General features: G+C 61.2%; 11 protein-coding genes. 4 read left to right on the plus strand and 7 right to left on the minus strand.

The annotated features are described in order from the left end of the window. From WCG50_RS11395 to ahpC, 3 genes are all read right to left on the minus strand, one after another. Positions 1–1,732: valine--tRNA ligase (locus WCG50_RS11395; RefSeq protein ID WP_336899721.1), on the minus strand; the 1,732-nt coding region annotated here is incomplete at its 3' end. 93 nt (positions 1,733–1,825) lie between these two features. After that, the gene (gene ahpF / locus WCG50_RS11400; RefSeq protein WP_336899722.1) at positions 1,826–3,397 is read right to left on the minus strand and encodes an alkyl hydroperoxide reductase subunit F; all 1,572 of its coding nucleotides are present in this window, start codon (positions 3,395–3,397) and stop codon (positions 1,826–1,828) included. Between the two features lie 112 nt (positions 3,398–3,509). Beyond that, the gene (gene ahpC, locus WCG50_RS11405) at positions 3,510–4,073 is read right to left on the minus strand and encodes an alkyl hydroperoxide reductase subunit C (protein WP_336899723.1); all 564 of its coding nucleotides are present in this window, start codon (positions 4,071–4,073) and stop codon (positions 3,510–3,512) included. Between the two features lie 168 nt (positions 4,074–4,241). On the opposite strand from ahpC, the gene yaaA reads away from it, so the two are divergent. The 3 genes from yaaA to queF are packed head-to-tail and all read left to right on the plus strand — an operon-like array spanning position 4,242 to position 6,903. Next, the gene (gene yaaA, locus WCG50_RS11410) at positions 4,242–5,021 is read left to right on the plus strand and encodes a peroxide stress protein YaaA (RefSeq protein WP_336899724.1); all 780 of its coding nucleotides are present in this window, start codon (positions 4,242–4,244) and stop codon (positions 5,019–5,021) included. Between the two features lie 50 nt (positions 5,022–5,071). Then, on the plus strand, positions 5,072–6,022 hold the full coding sequence (locus WCG50_RS11415; protein ID WP_336899725.1) for an alpha/beta fold hydrolase: 951 nt from the start codon (positions 5,072–5,074) through the stop codon (positions 6,020–6,022). After that, the gene (gene queF / locus WCG50_RS11420) at positions 6,019–6,903 is read left to right on the plus strand and encodes an NADPH-dependent 7-cyano-7-deazaguanine reductase QueF (protein WP_336899726.1); all 885 of its coding nucleotides are present in this window, start codon (positions 6,019–6,021) and stop codon (positions 6,901–6,903) included. The genes WCG50_RS11415 and queF overlap by 4 nt, the downstream gene beginning before the upstream one ends. A gap of 44 nt (positions 6,904–6,947) precedes the next feature. On the opposite strand, the gene WCG50_RS11425 is transcribed toward queF, so the two are convergent. From WCG50_RS11425 to WCG50_RS11440, 4 genes are all read right to left on the minus strand, one after another. After that, positions 6,948–9,266, minus strand: a complete 2,319-nt coding sequence (locus WCG50_RS11425; RefSeq protein ID WP_336899727.1) for an EAL domain-containing protein — start codon at positions 9,264–9,266, stop codon at positions 6,948–6,950. Further along, positions 9,263–12,307, minus strand: a complete 3,045-nt coding sequence (locus WCG50_RS11430; RefSeq protein WP_336899728.1) for a chemotaxis protein CheB — start codon at positions 12,305–12,307, stop codon at positions 9,263–9,265. Before WCG50_RS11430 ends, WCG50_RS11425 begins: the two co-directional genes overlap by 4 nt. A 375-nt stretch (positions 12,308–12,682) precedes the next feature. Continuing rightward, the gene (gene dinB, locus WCG50_RS11435) at positions 12,683–13,912 is read right to left on the minus strand and encodes a DNA polymerase IV (protein ID WP_336899731.1); all 1,230 of its coding nucleotides are present in this window, start codon (positions 13,910–13,912) and stop codon (positions 12,683–12,685) included. Between the two features lie 44 nt (positions 13,913–13,956). Continuing rightward, positions 13,957–14,850, minus strand: a complete 894-nt coding sequence (locus WCG50_RS11440) for a prenyltransferase (RefSeq protein ID WP_336899729.1) — start codon at positions 14,848–14,850, stop codon at positions 13,957–13,959. 101 nt (positions 14,851–14,951) lie between these two features. Between WCG50_RS11440 and WCG50_RS11445 the strand changes: the two genes are divergently transcribed. Beyond that, positions 14,952–17,512, plus strand: a 2,561-nt coding sequence (locus WCG50_RS11445) for a GNAT family N-acetyltransferase (protein ID WP_336899730.1), incomplete at its 3' end; no start/stop codon positions are given.

Genomic DNA, 17,512 nt, shown 5'->3' on the forward strand with positions numbered 1-17,512 from the left:
TGATCATTCTTGCTACCCAGAAGAAGATGATGTCGTAGCCTGTTACCAGCACGCTTGACGGCAGGTAGAGGTCTATGTCGTTTAGACCGTTAGTGCTGGACCCGCGCTGGGCCGAGGCGGGAACGGTCTTGCTCATACTCGCTTCGCTCGCCAAATCGCTGCGTCCGTCCCCGCCTCGTCCCAGCGCTGCATCGCTACCTGCCGAAGCTGGGGCGGTATTAGGCTCGTTGTCATTGCCCCAACCCATTGTTGAGAACGGCACCAGTGCTGATGAATACCACGTGTCCAGCACGTCTTCGTCGCGGCGCAGGGTTTTGCCGGGGGCTTTGGCTTGGGCTTCCTGCTCGTTGCGGGCCACGATCACGTTGCCTTCTTCGTCGTACCAGGCGGGTATTTGGTGGCCCCACCAGAGTTGGCGGCTGATGCACCAGTCCTGGATGTTGTTCATCCACTGGTTGTAGGTGTTGACCCAGTTCTCGGGCACAAACTTGACGTCGCCCGACTGCACGGCGTCGATGGCTTTTTGGGCGATGGATTTGCCGGTGGGGTCGATCGGGCTGACCTTGGTCATCGCCACAAACCACTGGTCGGTCAGCATCGGCTCAATGATCTGGCTGGTGCGGGCGCAGCGCGGCACCATCAGTTTGTGTTTTTTGACTTCCACCAGCAGTTCCAGCGCGGTTAAATCGACCACCACTTTTTTGCGTGCCACAAACCGGTCGAGGCCTTGGTAAGCGGCTGGCGCTTCGGTGTTGATCTTGGCGTCCAGCGTCAGCACGCAAATCATCGGCAGCTTGTGGCGTTGGCCCACGGCGTAATCGTTCTGGTCGTGGGCGGGGGTGACTTTCACCACGCCGGTGCCAAAGGCTTTGTCGACGTAGTCGTCGGCAATCACGGGGATGGTGCGGTCGCACAAGGGCAGGGTGACGTGTTTGCCAATGAGGTGCATGTAGCGTTCGTCTTCAGGGTGCACCATCACCGCCACGTCGCCCAGCATGGTTTCGGGCCGGGTAGTAGCCACGGTCAAACCGGCCACCAACTCGCCGCCGACCAGCTGCGGGCCGTCGGCAAACGGGTAGCTGATGTGCCACATGAAGCCGTCTTCTTCTTCGCTTTCGACTTCCAGATCACTCACCGCGCTTTGCAAAATGGGGTCCCAGTTCACCAAGCGCTTGCCGCGGTAGATCAGGCCTTGCTCGTACAACTGCACAAAGGTTTCGGTCACGGTTTTGGACAGTTTCGGGTCCATCGTGAAGTACTCGCGGCTCCAGTCCACGCTGTCGCCCATGCGGCGCATTTGGGTGGTGATGGTGTTGCCGCTCTTTTCTTTCCACTCCCAGACCTTGCTCACAAAGTTTTTGCGGCCGAGGTCGTGGCGGCTGACTTTTTGCTCTTGCAACTGGCGCTCCACCACGATTTGGGTGGCAATACCGGCGTGGTCGGTGCCCGGAATCCAGACCGTGTTGTCGCCAAGCATGCGGTGGTAGCGGGTCAGCGAGTCCATGATGGTCTGGTTGAACGCGTGCCCCATGTGCAGCGTGCCGGTCACATTGGGCGGTGGCAGCTGGATCGCGAACGACTCGGCGCCCTCAACAGGCAATCCGGTGCCCCGGTGGCCGGCCACCGCATAGCCACGGCGCTCCCACTCCGGGCCCCAATGGGCTTCGAGCGCGGCGGGCTCAAAAGATTTGGACAGGCTGTCGAGGCTGGGCTGCTGGAGTGTGTCGGTCATGGGGTGTGCCAAAAATGACGAACGGCACCGAAAGGTGCCGTTCCATAAAAAAGAGGGGGAACTGGCCCGATTTTACTGGGTCGGTTCAACGGGTCAGCTGGCCGCAACGACCGGGGTGCGGATCAGGTAATCAAACGCGCCGAGCGCCGCCTTGGCGCCGTCACCGGCCGCGATGACGATCTGCTTGAACGGCACCGTGGTCACGTCGCCCGCAGCAAAGACGCCGGGCAAAGAGGTCTGGCCTTTGGCGTCGATCACGATCTCACCGTGGCGTGACAGTTCCAGCGTGCCTTTGAGCCATTCGGTGTTGGGCACCAGGCCAATTTGCACAAACACGCCTTCCAGCTCAACCTGTTGGGCCTCGCCGGTGGCGCGCTCGGTGTAGCGCAGACCGTTGACCTTGGCGCCGTCGCCGGTGATCTCGGTGGTTTGGGCGTGGACGTGAATAGTCACATTGGGCAGGCTCTTGAGCTTGTTGACCAGCACAGCGTCGGCGCGCAACTGGGTGTCAAACTCGATCAACGTCACATGCGCCACCAGACCGGCCAGGTCGATGGCCGCTTCTACGCCCGAGTTGCCGCCGCCAATCACCGCCACGCGCTTGCCTTTGAACAAAGGACCATCGCAGTGCGGGCAATAGGCCACGCCTTTGTTGCGGTACTGGTCTTCGCCCGGCACGTTGATGTTGCGCCAGCGCGCACCGGTGCTCAAAATGACGGTCTTGCTCTTGAGCGAGCCGCCGTTGGCCAGTTTGATTTCGATCAGGCCACCGGACTCGGAGGCCGCTATCAACTGGTCAGCGCGTTGCAGATTCATGATGTCCACGGCGTAGCTGCGAACGTGGGCTTCGAGTGCCGCAGCGAACTTGGGGCCGTCGGTTTCTTGCACTGAAATGAAATTCTCGATGCCCATGGTGTCGTTCACCTGGCCGCCAAAGCGCTCGGCCACGACGCCGGTACGGATGCCTTTGCGTGCGGCATACACCGCCGCCGCCGCACCGGCCGGGCCGCCGCCAACGATCAGCACGTCGTAAGGCGCGCGCTCGCTCAGTATGGCCGCGTCGCGGGCGGCGCTGCTGGTGTCAATCTTGGCCAGAATTTGTTCCAGGCTCATGTGACCGGCGCTGAATTCCTCGCCATTCAAATAGACCGTGGGCACGGCCATGACCTGGCGCTGGTTGACTTCGTCCTGAAACAGAGCGCCGTCAATCACCACCGTCTTGATGCGCGGGTTGTATATGGCCATCAGGCTCAGGGCCTGCACCACGTCCGGGCAGCTGTGGCACGACAGCGACATGTAAATCTCAAACGAAAAGTCGCCGTCAAGTGCCTTGATCTGTTCGATGACGTCCGCTTCGACCTTGGGCGGATGGCCGCCGGTCCAGAGCAAGGCCAGCACCAGCGACGTGAACTCCTGACCCAGCGGAATGGCCGCAAAGTGCAGGCTTTGTGCACGGTCGGGGCGAGTCAGACCAAACGACGGTTTGCGGGCATCTGTGCCATCAGTCCGCAGCGTGATCTTGGGAGACAGACTGGCAATCGTTTGCAGCAGTTGCTGCAACTCGCGTGAGCTGTCCGAGTCGCTGAGGGATGCCACCAGTTCAAACGGCTGACTGACCCGCTCCAAGTAGGCTTTAAGCTGATTTTTGAGGTCGTCGTCCAACATGGTGTGCATCTCTTCAATAAATGGGGGGAGGGGCTTAGCGCGTCACGATCCACCTAATGCGGCAGAGCAACATAGGGCTGTTAGCCCCCCCTTTTGCGCCCCGGTGGGGGAATTAGATCTTGCCGACCAGGTCCAGCGATGGCTTCAGGGTGGCAGCGCCTTCAACCCACTTGGCTGGGCAGACTTCGCCGTCGTGGTTGGCCACGTACTGGGCGGCCTTGACCTTGCGCAACAGTTCATGGGCATCACGGCCAATGCCGAGGTCATGGATTTCGCAAACCTTGATGACGCCTTCAGGATTGATCACGAAGGTGCCGCGCAGTGCCAAACCAGCTTCTTCGATCATCACGTCGAAGTTGCGGGTCATCGTGCCGGTGGGGTCGCCGATCATGGCGTATTGAACTTTCTTGATGGCGGGCGAGGTGTCGGCCCAGGCCTTGTGTGCGAAATGGGTGTCGGTGGAGACGCTGTAAATGTCCACGCCAATTTTGGCGAATTCAGCATGCGCGTCGGCCAGGTCTTCGAGTTCGGTAGGGCAGACAAATGTGAAGTCGGCGGGGTAAAACACCACCACGGACCACTTGCCTTTGAGCGTCTGCTCGGTTACTTCAAAAAATTTGCCGGCTTGGTAGGCTTGGGCTTTGAACGGTTGGACTTGGGTATTGATCAAGGACATGATGGAACTCCTGTAGAAAATGGGGTGGGGGAAATCTCGACCGTGAGTCGATGGGTGAAATCATAGCGGCGAACTATCATTTGCGTGATGCTTTGTCTTAAAGCTATCGATAGGCATTTTTAATCACCGCCGCAGGGATAATCCACGCTTCCCAGTGGAGTTCTTGCCATGCTGTTCCTTTTATCCCCCGCCAAATCCCTCGACTTTGACCCCGCGCCCCCTGCGGTGCCGCACACGCAGCCCTTGTTCGTCAAACAATCGGCTGAGCTGATTGACATCTTGCAGGAAAAATCGCCGCAGCAAATCGCCAGCCTGATGAGCCTGAGCGACACCTTGGCGGGCCTCAACGTGGCGCGCTATGCCGCCTGGAGCCCCAAGTTCACGTCTAAAAACGCCAAGCAGGCGGTGCTGGCCTTCAATGGTGATGTGTACGAAGGGCTGGACGCCAAGAGCCTCACGCCTGACGATCTGGCCTGGACGCAAGAGCATCTGTGCATTCTGAGCGGCCTGTACGGCGTGTTGCGCCCGCTGGACTACATGCAACCCTACCGCCTTGAAATGGGCACGGTGCTGGCCAACGCCCACGGCAGCAACCTCTACAAATTCTGGGGCGCGAAAATCTCTCATTACTTGAATGAGCGCCTGCAGCGCGACATCTCGCCGGTGGTGGTCAACCTTGCCAGCCAGGAGTATTTCAAGGCGGTGGACGCCAAAACACTCAAGGCCCGCGTGGTGGAGTGCGTGTTTGAAGAACGCAAGGGCGACCAGTTCAAAATCGTCAGCTTCTACGCCAAGCGGGCGCGTGGGCTGATGGCGCGTTTTGCCGCCACGCAGCGGGTGGTCACGCCACAGCAACTGCAAGCGTTTGATGCGGAAGGCTACGCCTTTGACGCGGCGGCGTCCAGCCTGGACCGGTTGGTGTTCCGGCGCGACTCGCCGACAGCCTGAATTTACAACAAATCAGCCTCTAGCCCCCCGTACTATAAGCGCAACAAGCTATGAAAATAAGAGCAAATAACCTGGACATCGAAGTCGAAGACACCGGCTCCGGCTGGGGTTCTGGCCCGGCCAGCGGGGGCGCGCACCGGCCGGCGGTGCTGCTCATCATGGGGCTGGGCATGCAGCTGGTGGCGTTTCCAGAGTCATTGGTGCAAGCGCTGGTAGACGCGGGCTACCGGGTGATTCGCCACGACAACCGCGACGTCGGCCTGAGCCAGCGCTGCGAGGCTTTGGGCAAGCCCAACCTGCTGTGGCAAAGCCTGCGCTACAAGCTCGGCCTGCAGCCCAAGGCGCCCTACAGCCTGGGCGACATGGCGGCGGACTCGCTGGGCGTGCTCGACGCGCTGGGCATCAGCCAAGCGCATGTGCTGGGCGTCAGCATGGGCGGCATGATCGCGCAGCGGCTGGCGCTGGCTGCGCCCCAGCGGGTGCTGAGCCTCACCAGCGTGATGAGCACCAGCAGCGCCAAAGGCCTGCCGCAAGCCCGACCCGAGGTGATTCGCGTGCTGTTCCAGCGCCCGGCCAACCGCAGCCCGCAAGCGGTGGCCGACCATTACGTGCGCCTTTTCAACGCTATTGGCAGCCCGGCGTATCCGACGCCCGAGCCTGAGTTGCGTGAGCGCATCTTGCTGGCTTATGAGCGCGGTTTTTATCCGCACGGCACGCTGCGCCAAATGGTGGCGGTGATGGCCGACACCACCCGCGCTGCCGAGTTGCCGAAGATCATCGCGCCCACGCTGGTGCTGCACGGCAAGGCCGACCCTTTGGTGCCTTATGCCTGTGGCGAAGACACGGCCCGGCGTATTCCTGGTGCCAAACTGGTTGGCTTTGACGGCCTGGGCCACGACCTGCCACCCGTGCCCGTAGCGCAAATGCTGGCTGAACTTATTCCCCATTTACGGGCCGCCGATGGGCGCGCCCGTTCCACCGCACCGAGCACCACGCCATGAACCACCCAGCTACGAACCACCCTGACAATTCCCAGCTGGGCAAAGCCTCGGCTTACATCGACCACTACGACGCCTCGCTGCTGTTCCCGATTCCCCGGGCCGGCAAGCGCGCCGAGATTGGCATCGGCGCCGCCCCGCCGTTTTTTGGCGCCGACCTGTGGACCGCGTTTGAGCTGAGCTGGCTCAACCTGCGCGGCAAACCGCAGGTGGCGCTGGCGCATTTCACGGTGCCCAGCGAGACACCCAACATCATCGAGAGCAAGTCCTTCAAGCTCTACCTCAACAGCTTCAACAACACGCCGTTTTCCGATGTGGATGCGGTCAAAACCCGCCTGCGGGCCGACCTGAGCGAAGCCGTGTGGCGCGACACCGCCCGCGACACGGCCGCCCGCGGCCCGGCGCCGTCAAGCATTGGCGTCAAAATTTTGCTGCCCGAATTCTTTGACCGCGAGCCGCTGTACGAGTTGGACGGCCTGAGCCTGGACCGGCTCGACGTTGAATGCACCCGCTACACCCCGGCGCCTGATTTGCTCAAAACGCTGGAAGCCGATGCGCCCGTGACCGAAGTGCTGGTCAGCAACCTGCTCAAGAGCAACTGCCTGGTCACCGGCCAGCCCGACTGGGGCAGCGTGCAGATCAGCTACACCGGCGCGCCGATCGACCAGGAAGGGCTGCTGCAATACCTGGTGAGCTACCGCAACCACAACGAGTTCCATGAGCAGTGCGTGGAGCGCATCTTCATGGACCTCTGGACCCGCTGCAAACCCTTGAAACTCAGCGTGTATGCGCGCTACACGCGCCGCGGCGGGCTTGACATCAACCCGTTTCGCACCAGTTTTCCGCAGGGCTTGCCGGCCAATACGCGCACGGCGCGGCAATAAATTTGCTATTGATTAAGTAGCATCTAGCGCAGGCAGCACGGGGGCTATAGCTTGTTTTGGCTTATAAAAACGCCCAACTCACTGGCTGGCACCGGGCGGCCAAAGTAATAGCCCTGGAAGGCGTCGCAGCCATAGGCGGCCAAAAAGTCGCGCTGCTCGACGGTTTCCACGCCTTCGGCAATCACCTTCATGTCCAGGCTGTGGCCCAGCGCCACGATGGCGCGGGCAATCACCGCGTCGTTGGAGTCAATCTGCAGGTCAATCACAAACGACTGGTCGATCTTGAGCTGGTCCAGCGGCAGCCGTTTCAGGTAAGACAGCGACGAGTAGCCGGTGCCAAAGTCGTCGAGCGAAAACCGCACGCCCAGTGCCTGCAGGGCGCCCATCTTGACGATGGTCTCGGGCACGTTGCCCACCAGCATGCTTTCGGTCAGTTCCAGCTTGAGCAGGCTCGGGTTGACGCCGCTGCGTTGCACGGTTTGCGTGACGGTGTCCACGAAGTCGGCTTGGGCAAACTGGAGCGCGCTCACGTTGACGGCCATGGTCCAGTGGGCGGTCGCAAGTTGGTCGGCCCAGGCCCGCAGTTGGGTGCAGGCGGTATCGAGCACCCATTGGCCCAGCGGCAAGATCAGCCCCGACTCTTCGGCCAGGGCAATGAAGTGGGCCGGCGACACCCGGCCCCGCGTCGGGTGCTGCCAGCGCACCAGCGCTTCGGCCCCAATGGGCGCGCCCAGCTGGTTGACCTGAATCTGGTAGAGCAGCAAAAACTGATGCTTGGCCAGCCCGGTGCGCAAGTCGGTCTCCAGCTCGGCATGGTCGGCGGCGGCGGCTTGCATCTCGGGGTCAAAGAAGCGAAAGGTATTGCGCCCGCCTGCTTTGGCCTGGTACATGGCGGCATCGGATTTTTTAATCAATTCCTCCACCGTTTCCTGGTCGGCCATGAACACCGCGATGCCAATGCTGGGCGTGCTGGTGTGGGTGAGTCCGTGCAGGCTGTAGGGTTGGCCCATCACCTGAATAATTTTGTTGGCCAGTGTTTCTGCTTGCGCGGCGGCTTCCGGCGTGTAGTTGCTCAGGCCTTCCAGCAGCAGCACAAACTCGTCGCCGCCGATGCGGGCCACGGTGTCGCCTTCGCGAACGCAGGCCTGCAGCCGGGTCGACACCATTTGCAGCAGCAAGTCGCCATAGTCATGGCCCAGGCTGTCGTTGAGGCGCTTGAAATGGTCCAGGTCCAGAAACATCAGGGCGGCATGCATGCCCGTGCGGCCCGACGTCACCATCGCCTGGCTGATCCGGTCCAGCAGCAGGCGCCGGTTGGGCAAGCCGGTGAGGGGGTCGAAAAAAGCCAGCCGCCGAATTTCTTCGATCGCGTGGTGTTGCTGGGTGTTGTCGCGCACCAGCCCAATGAAGACCGGCTGGCCCTGGTGGGTGGCTTTGGACACCGACAAGGTCAAGTGGACCAGCGTGCCGTCCTGGCGCAGGCCCTCGACCTCGCGCGTCTGGCCAATGATGCGGGTTGTGCCGGCGCGCTGGTGGTGCTGCAGGTAGCCGTCGTGCTGGCTGCGGTGCGGCTCGGGCATCAGCAGGTTCACGTTATGCCCCAGCATCTCCTGCGCGTGGTAACCGAAAATTTGGCTGGCGGCCAGGTTGAAGGTCTGGATCAGGCCCTGCGCATTGAGGGTGATGACACCGTCCAGCATGTTGTCCAGAATGATCTGGTTTTGCTGCGCCGACTCGCGCAGCAGCGTTTGACCTTCCAGCAACTGTTGCTCCGCCCGCTTGCGCTCGTTGATGTCGGTCAGCACCACGCGCAGCGTGGCGCCGCCGTTGTCGTCCGCGCTGGCGCTGGCGGCCAGGTGAACCCAGAAGGGCGTGTCGTCCCCCCTTTTCAGGCGCAGCTCACACGATTGAAGTACCTGGGTATTAACCAGTTTTTTTTGGAGCAAGTAATAGTCGTCCTGGTCTTCAGAGGCGATGAACCGGGCCATCGGCTGCCGGATAAGTGCGCCCCGCGCTGCCTTCAGCAAGGTCGCCGCCGTGAGGTTGGCCTGCTGGATGAGTCCGTCCATGTCAAGCGAGAGGTAGCCCACCGGCGCCAGGTCATAAAGGTCGAAATAACGTGCCTGTTCGGTGGCGAGTTGGGTCTGCGACTGGCGCAATTCCTCGTTTTGCATTTCCAGCTCAATCTGGTGCACCGACAACTCATGCAGCATCAGGTGAACGGCTTGCGGCGACAGGGTGGACGGGTCAGGCGCGCGCTGGGCCTGGGTGCTTTGGTACTTCTCTTCAGCCTGCTGGCGCAGCGACGGGCGCGCGCTGGGTACAGGCGTCAGGCTGGAGGCGGATGAGTCCGAATCGGTCATGCGGCGTTCTCCTCAATAGCCCTCTCGGTCGTGGCAATGGCGTACATCTGGCCGGATTCGTTGACCAGCGCACTGGAAATGATCGATATCTCCAGCACTGCGCCCGCCTTGCTGAGGCGTTGGGTGCGGTAGGGCTGCAGGGTTTCAAGCCGACTCAGTTGCGCCAGTCGCGCCAGCGCGCCTTCGCGCTGGTTTTCGGGGATGCGGTCCTGCACATTGAGCTTGAGCGCCTGCGCTTCGCTCCAGCCATACAAGCGCGTCGCACCCGGGTTCCAGGCCAGGGTACGGCCTTCCAGGTCCTGCACCGTGATGGCGTCCGACGCATCACGCACCACCACCGCCATGCGCAGCAGGTCGTTGGTTGATTTACGCAGCGCGGCTTCAGCAAGTTTGAGTTCCATGATGTCGGTGAAGGTGATCACGGCGCCCTCGATCACGTTGTCCAGCGTGCGGTAGGGCTGGATGCGCATGGTGTACCAGCGGCCATCCTGGGTCTGGACTTCCACCGTTTTACTGACCAGCGTGTTGAGCACCGACTGCAGGTCGGCCACCAGGCTGTTGTAGCCCACTAGGTTGGAGACGATGTGCGCCACCGGCCGGCCCATGTCGCTGGGAATCAGGTTGATGATCTGGGACGCCGCTGGCGTAAAGCGCAGGATGCGCAACTGGTGGTCCACAAACACCGTGCCAATGCCGGTGCCGGCCAGCAGGTTGTTCATGTCGTTATTGGCACGCGACAGGTCGGCCACCTTGGTTTGCAGCTCGGTGTTGACGGTGGCCAGTTCTTCGTTGACCGACTGCAGTTCCTCGCGCGAGGTTTCCATCTCTTCGTTGGTGGACTGCAGTTCTTCGTTGACTGACTGCATCTCTTCGTTGGACGACTTGAGTTCCTCGTTGGAGCTTTCCAGTTCCTCGTGGGTGGTCTGGAGGTACTCATCTTTGGAGCGCAGTTCAAGCTGCAGCGCCGCAATGCGGGACTCGGCATCCAGCCCCACGGTGCCTGCCTCGTGACCGTTTGCAGCGCCGGCCAGCGCCAAGGCGGTGACATCAGCCTCCGGCGCTTCTTGCAGCACCACCAGGTACAACACAGTTTCGGGCGATTGCGGGATGGCCGGTGGGCCGGTCTTGACCGGCGACACGCTCAGGTTGACACGGGTGAAGTGGCCGTTGGTCTTGACGTTCAGGTTATGACATTGCACCGCCTCCTGGCGGTTGGCCGCTTGCAACAAGGTGGTGGTAAGGTCGCGGCGCAGCCCCTCGCGCGCCATTTTCAGGATGTTGTTGATCCCTGCTTCGCCCGGGCTCGGCTCCAGGTACATGCCGGTACGCCCGTGCAGGTAAAGGATGTCACCCTTGGCATTGACCAGCACGCTGGCCGGCGCCCACTGCTGCAGCAGTGCCTGTTCGGTCAGTTCGCGCAGCGTCTTGCTGCCAGAGTTCGGGAGTTTGATGGCGCCGCTGCGGGGGGTGGTGGCCTCGGGCGCCGACAAGGTCGGCAAAAACCGCGATAAGGTGACGCGCTGCATGCCCTCAAAATTGTCCTTGCGCTGGTAGAGCTTTGACTTGCGGTCAAGCACGGCAAATAGTTCGTCAAACTCGCCAATGCCTTCGGAAGTGCCCAAAAACAGCAAGCCGCCGGGCTTCAGGGCGTAATGAAACAGGGGTACCAGTTTTTTCTGCAGCTCCAGGTTCATGTAGATCAGCAGGTTGCGGCAGGTAACAAGGTCGAGCTTGGAGAAGGGCGGGTCTTTGATCAGGTCCTGCTCGGAGAACACCATCAGGTCGCGCGTGCTTTTGTGGATGCGGTAGGCGCTGCCGTCCGGCTCCACGGTAAAGAAACGTGCCAGCCGCTCCGGCGTCAGGTCGGCGGCAATGCTGGCCTGGTAGAGCCCGGCGCGGGCGGTGGCAATGGCCCGGCTGTCAATGTCGGTGGCAAAGATCTGCACCGTGTAGGGCGTCTTGAGCGCGGACATACGCTCTTGCAACAAGATGGCAATCGAGTAAGCCTCTTCGCCAGTCGAGCACGCGGTGACCCAGATCCGCACCACGGCACCGGCCGGTTTGTTCTCAAAAAGTTTGGGGATGGCCTGCTCTTCAAGTACCTGAAACGCTTCCGGGTCACGGAAAAAGTTGGTCACCCCGATCAGCAGGTCGCCAAACAGTGCCTCGACCTCGGTCGGGGTTTGTTGCAGGTATTTGACGTAGCCATCAAACGAGTCGATCTGGTGCACCGCCATGCGCCGCTCAATGCGGCGGTGGATGGTGCTGGGCTTGTAGTTGGAGAAGTCGTGGCCAGTCTGTGAGCGCAGCAGGATGAAGATTTTTTTGAGCGCACTCTCGTTGTTGATGACCGGGCCGCTGATCGCACGCATGCCATTGCCAAAAGCGTGCGTGGCGTAGGCCTGAAGTTGGGCCGGCATCTCGTTGGGGGCCAGTTGGAAGTCGACCATGTTGGTGGCAATGGCACTGCGCGGCATGCCATCAAACTCGGTGGTTTCCGGCGTTTGCGCCAAGATCAAGCCGCCTTCGGCCTTGACGGCGCGCACACCTTGTGCGCCATCGCTGCCGGTGCCCGAGAGCACAACGGCAATGGCACGCTCGCGCTGGTCTTGCGCCAGTGAGCTAAAGAAAAAGTCAATTGGCAGGCGTTGGCCGCGCGGCGCGGTGGGCTCCAGCAGCTGCAGCGTGCCGTTGAGCAGGGCCATGTCGTGGTTGGGCGGGATGATGTAGACGCAGTTCACCTGCACCACCATGCCGTCTTCCACTTCAAAAACATGCATGTGGGTGTAGCGCCGAATCAGGTCGCTCAAAATGCTTTTGTGGTCAGGCGCCAGATGCTGCACCAGTACAAAGGCCATGCCGGGGGCGGCATCAAGCGACATGCCCGAGAAGAACGACTCAAACGCCGCCAGCCCGCCGGCTGAAGCGCCAATGCCCACGATCGGAAAACTGGCCTTGGCGTCGCTCACGGTGGGCGTGACCGGGGCAGTAACAATAGCGAGCGCTTTAGAAGGCGCTTTAGCAGGTTTTTTGGGTGTCATGACGGGCTTTGGTGAGGCAAACAATTTTCTGGGTTTCGGTTGGATTTTAGAGGGGTAGGGCGGAGTTTTGGGTGCTCATTTTTGTTGCTTTATGTTGGTTCGCAAATGGGATGCTTTGGCTGCGGGGGCAGAGGGCCGGGTGCTCCCTTTGAACCGGCGCGGGGCCGGGGTGGAGGCCGGGGGCTCTCAACGCTTCGCTTTTTGAAATCGCCCCCGACCTCCGCCCCACCCCCGCGCCTTGCGCGGTGTTGTGAATTAATTGGAATCTGACCCCAATTAGAATTTTTTAGCTTTCCCCCGATAGAAGCAAGTGCTTCCGGCTGTTGAAATGGCCAGAAACAGAAAGAACACGCAAGCAGGCACAAGAACAAAAATTCAAAACAATTGATCTGTAAATACTACTGAATCAATAGCTGTCAGCGCAGGTAGTTCGGGGGCTAGAGCCTTATTTGGCTCATAAACATCAGAATTACCCGCTTTGGCCAGCGACCCCACGCGCACGCCCAGCAAGCGCAAGCGCTGGGTCAGCGGTACGCGCTTCAGGCACTGGCCGGCAATCTGGCGCAGGGTGTGGGCGTCGTCGGTGTAATGGTCCAGCGTGTGGTCGCGGGTCACGCTCTTGAAATCGTCATAACGCAGCTTGATGCCGATGGTCTTGCCCACATAGCCTTTGCGCTGCAAATCACTCGCCACCTGCTCGCACAGTCGCGTGAAGATGGCGCCGAGTTCAGCCTTGTCGCGCACCGCGTGCAGGTCGCGCTCAAACGAGGTCTCGCGGCTGATGGAGACCGGTTCGCTTTCCAGCACGATCGGGCGCGCGTCAATGCCGTGGGCGGCGTCAAACATCCAGGCGCCGGTTTTCTGGCCGAAGTGGTCGATCAGCCATTGCAGGTCGTGCTCGGCCAACTGCCCGATGGTCTCAATGCCCAATGCCTTGAGCTTTTCATCCGCCTTGGGGCCAATGCCGTTGATTTTTCGGCAGGCCAGCGGCCAGATTTTGCTTTCCAGATCGTCTTCAAAAACAATGGCGATGCCGTTGGGCTTGTTGAATTCGCTGGCCATTTTGGCGATCAGCTTGTTGGGCGCCACGCCCACCGAGCAGGTCAGGCCGGTCTGCTCAAAAATGGTTTTTTGCATGAGCCGCGCCAGCACCCGCCCGCCTTCGCGCTGGCCGCCGGGCACCTCGGTGAAATCGATAAAAACTTCGTCAATTCCCCTGTCTTCCATCAGCGGGGCAATGTCCAGAATGATGTCTTTCACGGCGCGCGAGTACTTGCGGATTTCAGTAAAGTCCACCGGCAGCAATATGGCTTGCGGGCACAGTTTGGCGGCCTTCATCAGCCCCATCGCCGAGCCGACGCCAAACTGGCGCGCCGCGTAGGTGGCGGTGGTGATGACGCCGCGCCCGGTGTAGTCTTTGAGCCGGGGGAAATCGGCCACCGGGATTTTGGACAAAGGTCGCTCGGTGGGTTCGCCATCGATCAACGCCGATCCGGCCAGCCTCAGAGCGTCATCCACGGTGCGCCGCCCGCCGCCAATCACCACGGGCAAGCCCTTGAGCTGCGGGTAGCGCAGCAATTCGACCGACGCATAAAAAGCGTCCATGTCGAGGTGGGCAATGCGGCGGATCAAACCGCCCGGTGGCGTGCTCACGACATGATGATCCCGATCGCCATCAGCACGGGCGTCAGCAGGTTAATGGCCACGTTGCGACCCATGGCGGGGAGCAGGCGTTGCACGTCGGTGGCATGCAGCAGCACGTCACGCGTGGTCGGTACTGCCAGAAACAATACGCCCAGGCCGAGCAGTGCGCCCACCGGCAGCAGGCCGCTCAACACGCCCAGCGCAATGCTGGCAAACGCCAGAGCCGTTTGGACGGCGTACCAGCGTGCGCCGACCGTGGGGCCGGAGGTGACCAGAATATGTTTGCGGCCCACACGGCGGTCCGCCTCGGCGTCCGGGAACTGGTTGAGGAGCAGCAGGTTGTTGACCAGGAAAAACGGCACCAGCGAGGCCACTGTGGCGGTCGCAGAATACGCGCCGGTCAGGGCCACCTGGGTGCCCAAAATCATCAGGGGTCCAAAGCCCACACCGGGTGCTACCAGGCACAGCACCGGGTGGCGCGTGATCCACTCGGTGTAGATCAGCACCAGCAGCACGCCCGCCAGGCCCAGCGGCAGCAAGGCTGGGCCCCGCTCTACTACAAAATAAAACCCCACTGCCATGCTGATGAACAGGCTGGTGATGGCCATCATCAGGGTGCTGCCCAGCAGTTCCGGGTGCGCGGGCAGCACACCGCTGCCGCCGCTGAATGGGGTGCGCTGGGTCATGGCATCCAACCCGCTGCGATAGTCCTGGTATTCGTTGAACGAATTGACGCTGATGTGGGCCGCCACCGCGCCCACAAGCACCAGCAAGGCCTGCAAATAGTTGACGTGGCCATTGGTCGCTTTCACGCAGGCCACGCCCAGCAAAATACAGGCCGGTGTCAGGATCAGAAAGGGCAGGCGCGCTGGGCCCAGCCAGAGGAAAATTTTATTCATGTCCTGAGGATAGCGCGATACTGAATTGAGCCAAGTCAAGGTTTGGAAGATTTAAAATGTCTATGCTGCGGTGCAGCAACTATTTTCCGATTGGACGCCCCATGGATCAGCATTTTCTTACCCCTTTGTTCTCGCCCAAATCTATTGTTGTCTTTGCGGGCAAGGTAGACGTACCGGCCGAACAAACGCTGCAGGCACAGGCTTTGCACGACGCGCTGGTGTCCCAGTGCTACACCGGTCGCCTCACGTTTGTCGACATCCACACCATCGGCACGCTGGCTGACCTGGCCCAAACCCACGCCGATCTGGCCATCATCGTGATGCCGGTGGCCGAAGTGGCCACAGCGCTGGAAGTGGCGGGGCGTATCAAGTGCCGCGCCGCGCTGGTGATTTCCAGTGGCATCAACGCCACGCTGGCCGCCGAAATGCACAAAATAGCCAAACGCGATGGCATGCACCTGCTGGGCCCTAATTGCCTCGGCTTTCAGCGCCCCTTCCTGGGACTGAACGCCAGTGTGGCAGGTGTCATGTGTGCCAAAGGGCCGCTGGCGCTGGTGTCGCAATCGGGTTCCCTGACCTCGTCGATTTTGGATTGGGCCCAAAAAAATGGTGTGGGTTTCTCGACCGTGGTGTCGCTCGGCCCCAATACCGCCGTGGACATGGCGCAAGTGCTCGACTTTTTGGCCTCTGATGCGCAAACCCACAGCATCGTGGTTTACCTCGAAGGCATCACCGATTCGCGTCGTTTCATGAGCGCGCTGCGGGCCGCCGCGAACGCCAAACCGGTGGTGGTGCTCAAGGCCGGCCGCAAACCCTCGGGCAACCGGGCTGCGCTCACGCACTCGGGTTCGATCGTGGGCAGCGACGACGTGTTTGATGCCGCCTTGCGCCGCGCCGGTGCGGTGCGGGTGCGCTCGTTTGTGGAGTTGTTCTCGGCCGCCAAGTGCCTGGCCTCGCGCTACAAACCGGTTGGGCGCCGCCTGGCCATTGTCACCAACGGCGGTGGGCCGGGTGTGTTGGCGGCGGACTGGATTTGCGAAATCAAGCTGGAGTTGGCCACCCTGGATGCCGATCAGATTAAAGACCTCAAGCCGCTGTTGCCGCCGCTGGCGTCGTTATGCGACCTGATTGATGTGTCTGAAGAAGCCGGTCCCGAGCATTTCAAGGCCGCGATCGAAGCCGCTGGCAAAGCGCGCCAGATTGACGGCGTGTTGGTAATTTACTCGCCCAAGATTGGCATGGACAGCGCCCTGATCGCCACCGCGCTGGCTGAAAGCCAGAAGCAACTCGGCAAGCCCTTGTTGACCTGCCTGATGGGCGACGCCACGGTGGGCGAGGCTCGCCGAATTCTGAACGAGTCGACCATTCCGACCTTTCGCACGCCGGAAGCGGCGGTGGGGGCTTTTGGCAACATTGCGTCTTTCTACCAAAATCAGCAACTGCTGCAGCAAACGCCGCCGCCCTTGTCGAACCTGGCCAAGCCCGATGTGGAAGGCGCCCGAATCCTGATCGAAAGCGTGCTGGCCGAGCGCCGCAAGGTGCTGACCGAGATGGAGTCAAAGGCCTTGCTGGCCGCGTTTCATATTCCTGTCACCAAAACGATTTTGGCGCGCAGCGTGAACGAAGCCATCATGATCGCCACCCAGCTGGGTTTCCCGGTGGCGCTCAAGATCGACTCGCCCGACATCAGCCACAAGTCCGATGTGCAGGGCGTGGCGCTCAACGTCATGAACGCTGTGGGGGTGCGCGATGTCTTTGCGAACATGATGCAGACAGTGGCCAAGCTCAAGCCCAAGGCGCGCATCAACGGCGTCACCATCCAGAACATGTCTAGCCAGAAACGGGGTCGCGAGATTAATGTGGGCCTGGTGACTGATGACCCGTTTGGCCCGGTGATTTCCTTTGGCGCCGGTGGCACCATGATCGAACTGATGAACGACCGGGCGATGGAGTTGCCGCCCTTGAACCAGTTTTTGGCCCGCAGACTGATCGACCGCGCCCGTGTGGCGGAGACGCTGGGCGAATGGCATGGCGCGCCAGCGGTGGACATGGAAGCGCTGGAGCAAGTGCTGTTGCGCGTGTCAGAAATGGTCTGCGAGCTGCCGCAACTGCGTGAGATGGACATCAACCCGATCATCGTGGACGAATCCGGCGCAGTGGCGGTCGATGCCCGCATCGTGATCGAGAGTGCGCCGCCGTCGGCCCGCAATTACAACCACTTGGCTATTCTGCCGTACCCATCGCAACTTGAGCAAGTGTGGCCCATGCCCGGTGGCGGCGAATACGTGGTGCGCCCGATTCACCCGGATGACGCCGACATGCTGCAAACCTTTGTGCGCAGCCTCTCGACCCAGAGCCGCTACTTCCGGTTTGTGTCGAGCATGCCGGAGCTGCCCGCCAGCATGCTGGCACGCTTCACGCTGATTGATTACGACCGCGAAATGGCGCTGGTCGCTGTCACCCGCGATCGCAAGGTGGACGATGAAGGTGTGACCACCGAGGTGTCGCGCATCGTGGGCGTGTCGCGCTACATCACCAACCCGGACCGCACCAGTTGCGAGTTCTCGCTGGTGGTGTCGGACGATATGGGCGGCAAGGGCTTGGGTTCGCGCCTGATGCTGTCGATCATGGACGTGGCCCGTGAAAAAGGCCTGTCCGAGAT

It is taken from the genome of Rhodoferax sp. (assembly GCF_037143375.1).
GTDB lineage: Bacteria > Pseudomonadota > Gammaproteobacteria > Burkholderiales > Burkholderiaceae_C > Rhodoferax.

Excerpts from the sequence above, each read along its gene's own strand:
- ahpF (WP_336899722.1), bottom strand. The coding sequence starts at position 3,397 with ATGTTGGACGACGACCTCAAAAATCAGCTTAAAGCCTACTTGGAGCGG.
- ahpC (WP_336899723.1), bottom strand. The coding sequence starts at position 4,073 with ATGTCCTTGATCAATACCCAAGTCCAACCGTTCAAAGCCCAAGCCTAC.
- yaaA (WP_336899724.1), top strand. The coding sequence starts at position 4,242 with ATGCTGTTCCTTTTATCCCCCGCCAAATCCCTCGACTTTGACCCCGCG.
- WCG50_RS11415 (WP_336899725.1), top strand. The coding sequence starts at position 5,072 with ATGAAAATAAGAGCAAATAACCTGGACATCGAAGTCGAAGACACCGGC.
- queF (WP_336899726.1), top strand. The coding sequence starts at position 6,019 with ATGAACCACCCAGCTACGAACCACCCTGACAATTCCCAGCTGGGCAAA.
- WCG50_RS11425 (WP_336899727.1), bottom strand. The coding sequence starts at position 9,266 with ATGACCGATTCGGACTCATCCGCCTCCAGCCTGACGCCTGTACCCAGC.
- WCG50_RS11430 (WP_336899728.1), bottom strand. The coding sequence starts at position 12,307 with ATGACACCCAAAAAACCTGCTAAAGCGCCTTCTAAAGCGCTCGCTATT.
- dinB (WP_336899731.1), bottom strand. The coding sequence starts at position 13,912 with ATGGACGCTTTTTATGCGTCGGTCGAATTGCTGCGCTACCCGCAGCTC.
- WCG50_RS11440 (WP_336899729.1), bottom strand. The coding sequence starts at position 14,850 with ATGAATAAAATTTTCCTCTGGCTGGGCCCAGCGCGCCTGCCCTTTCTG.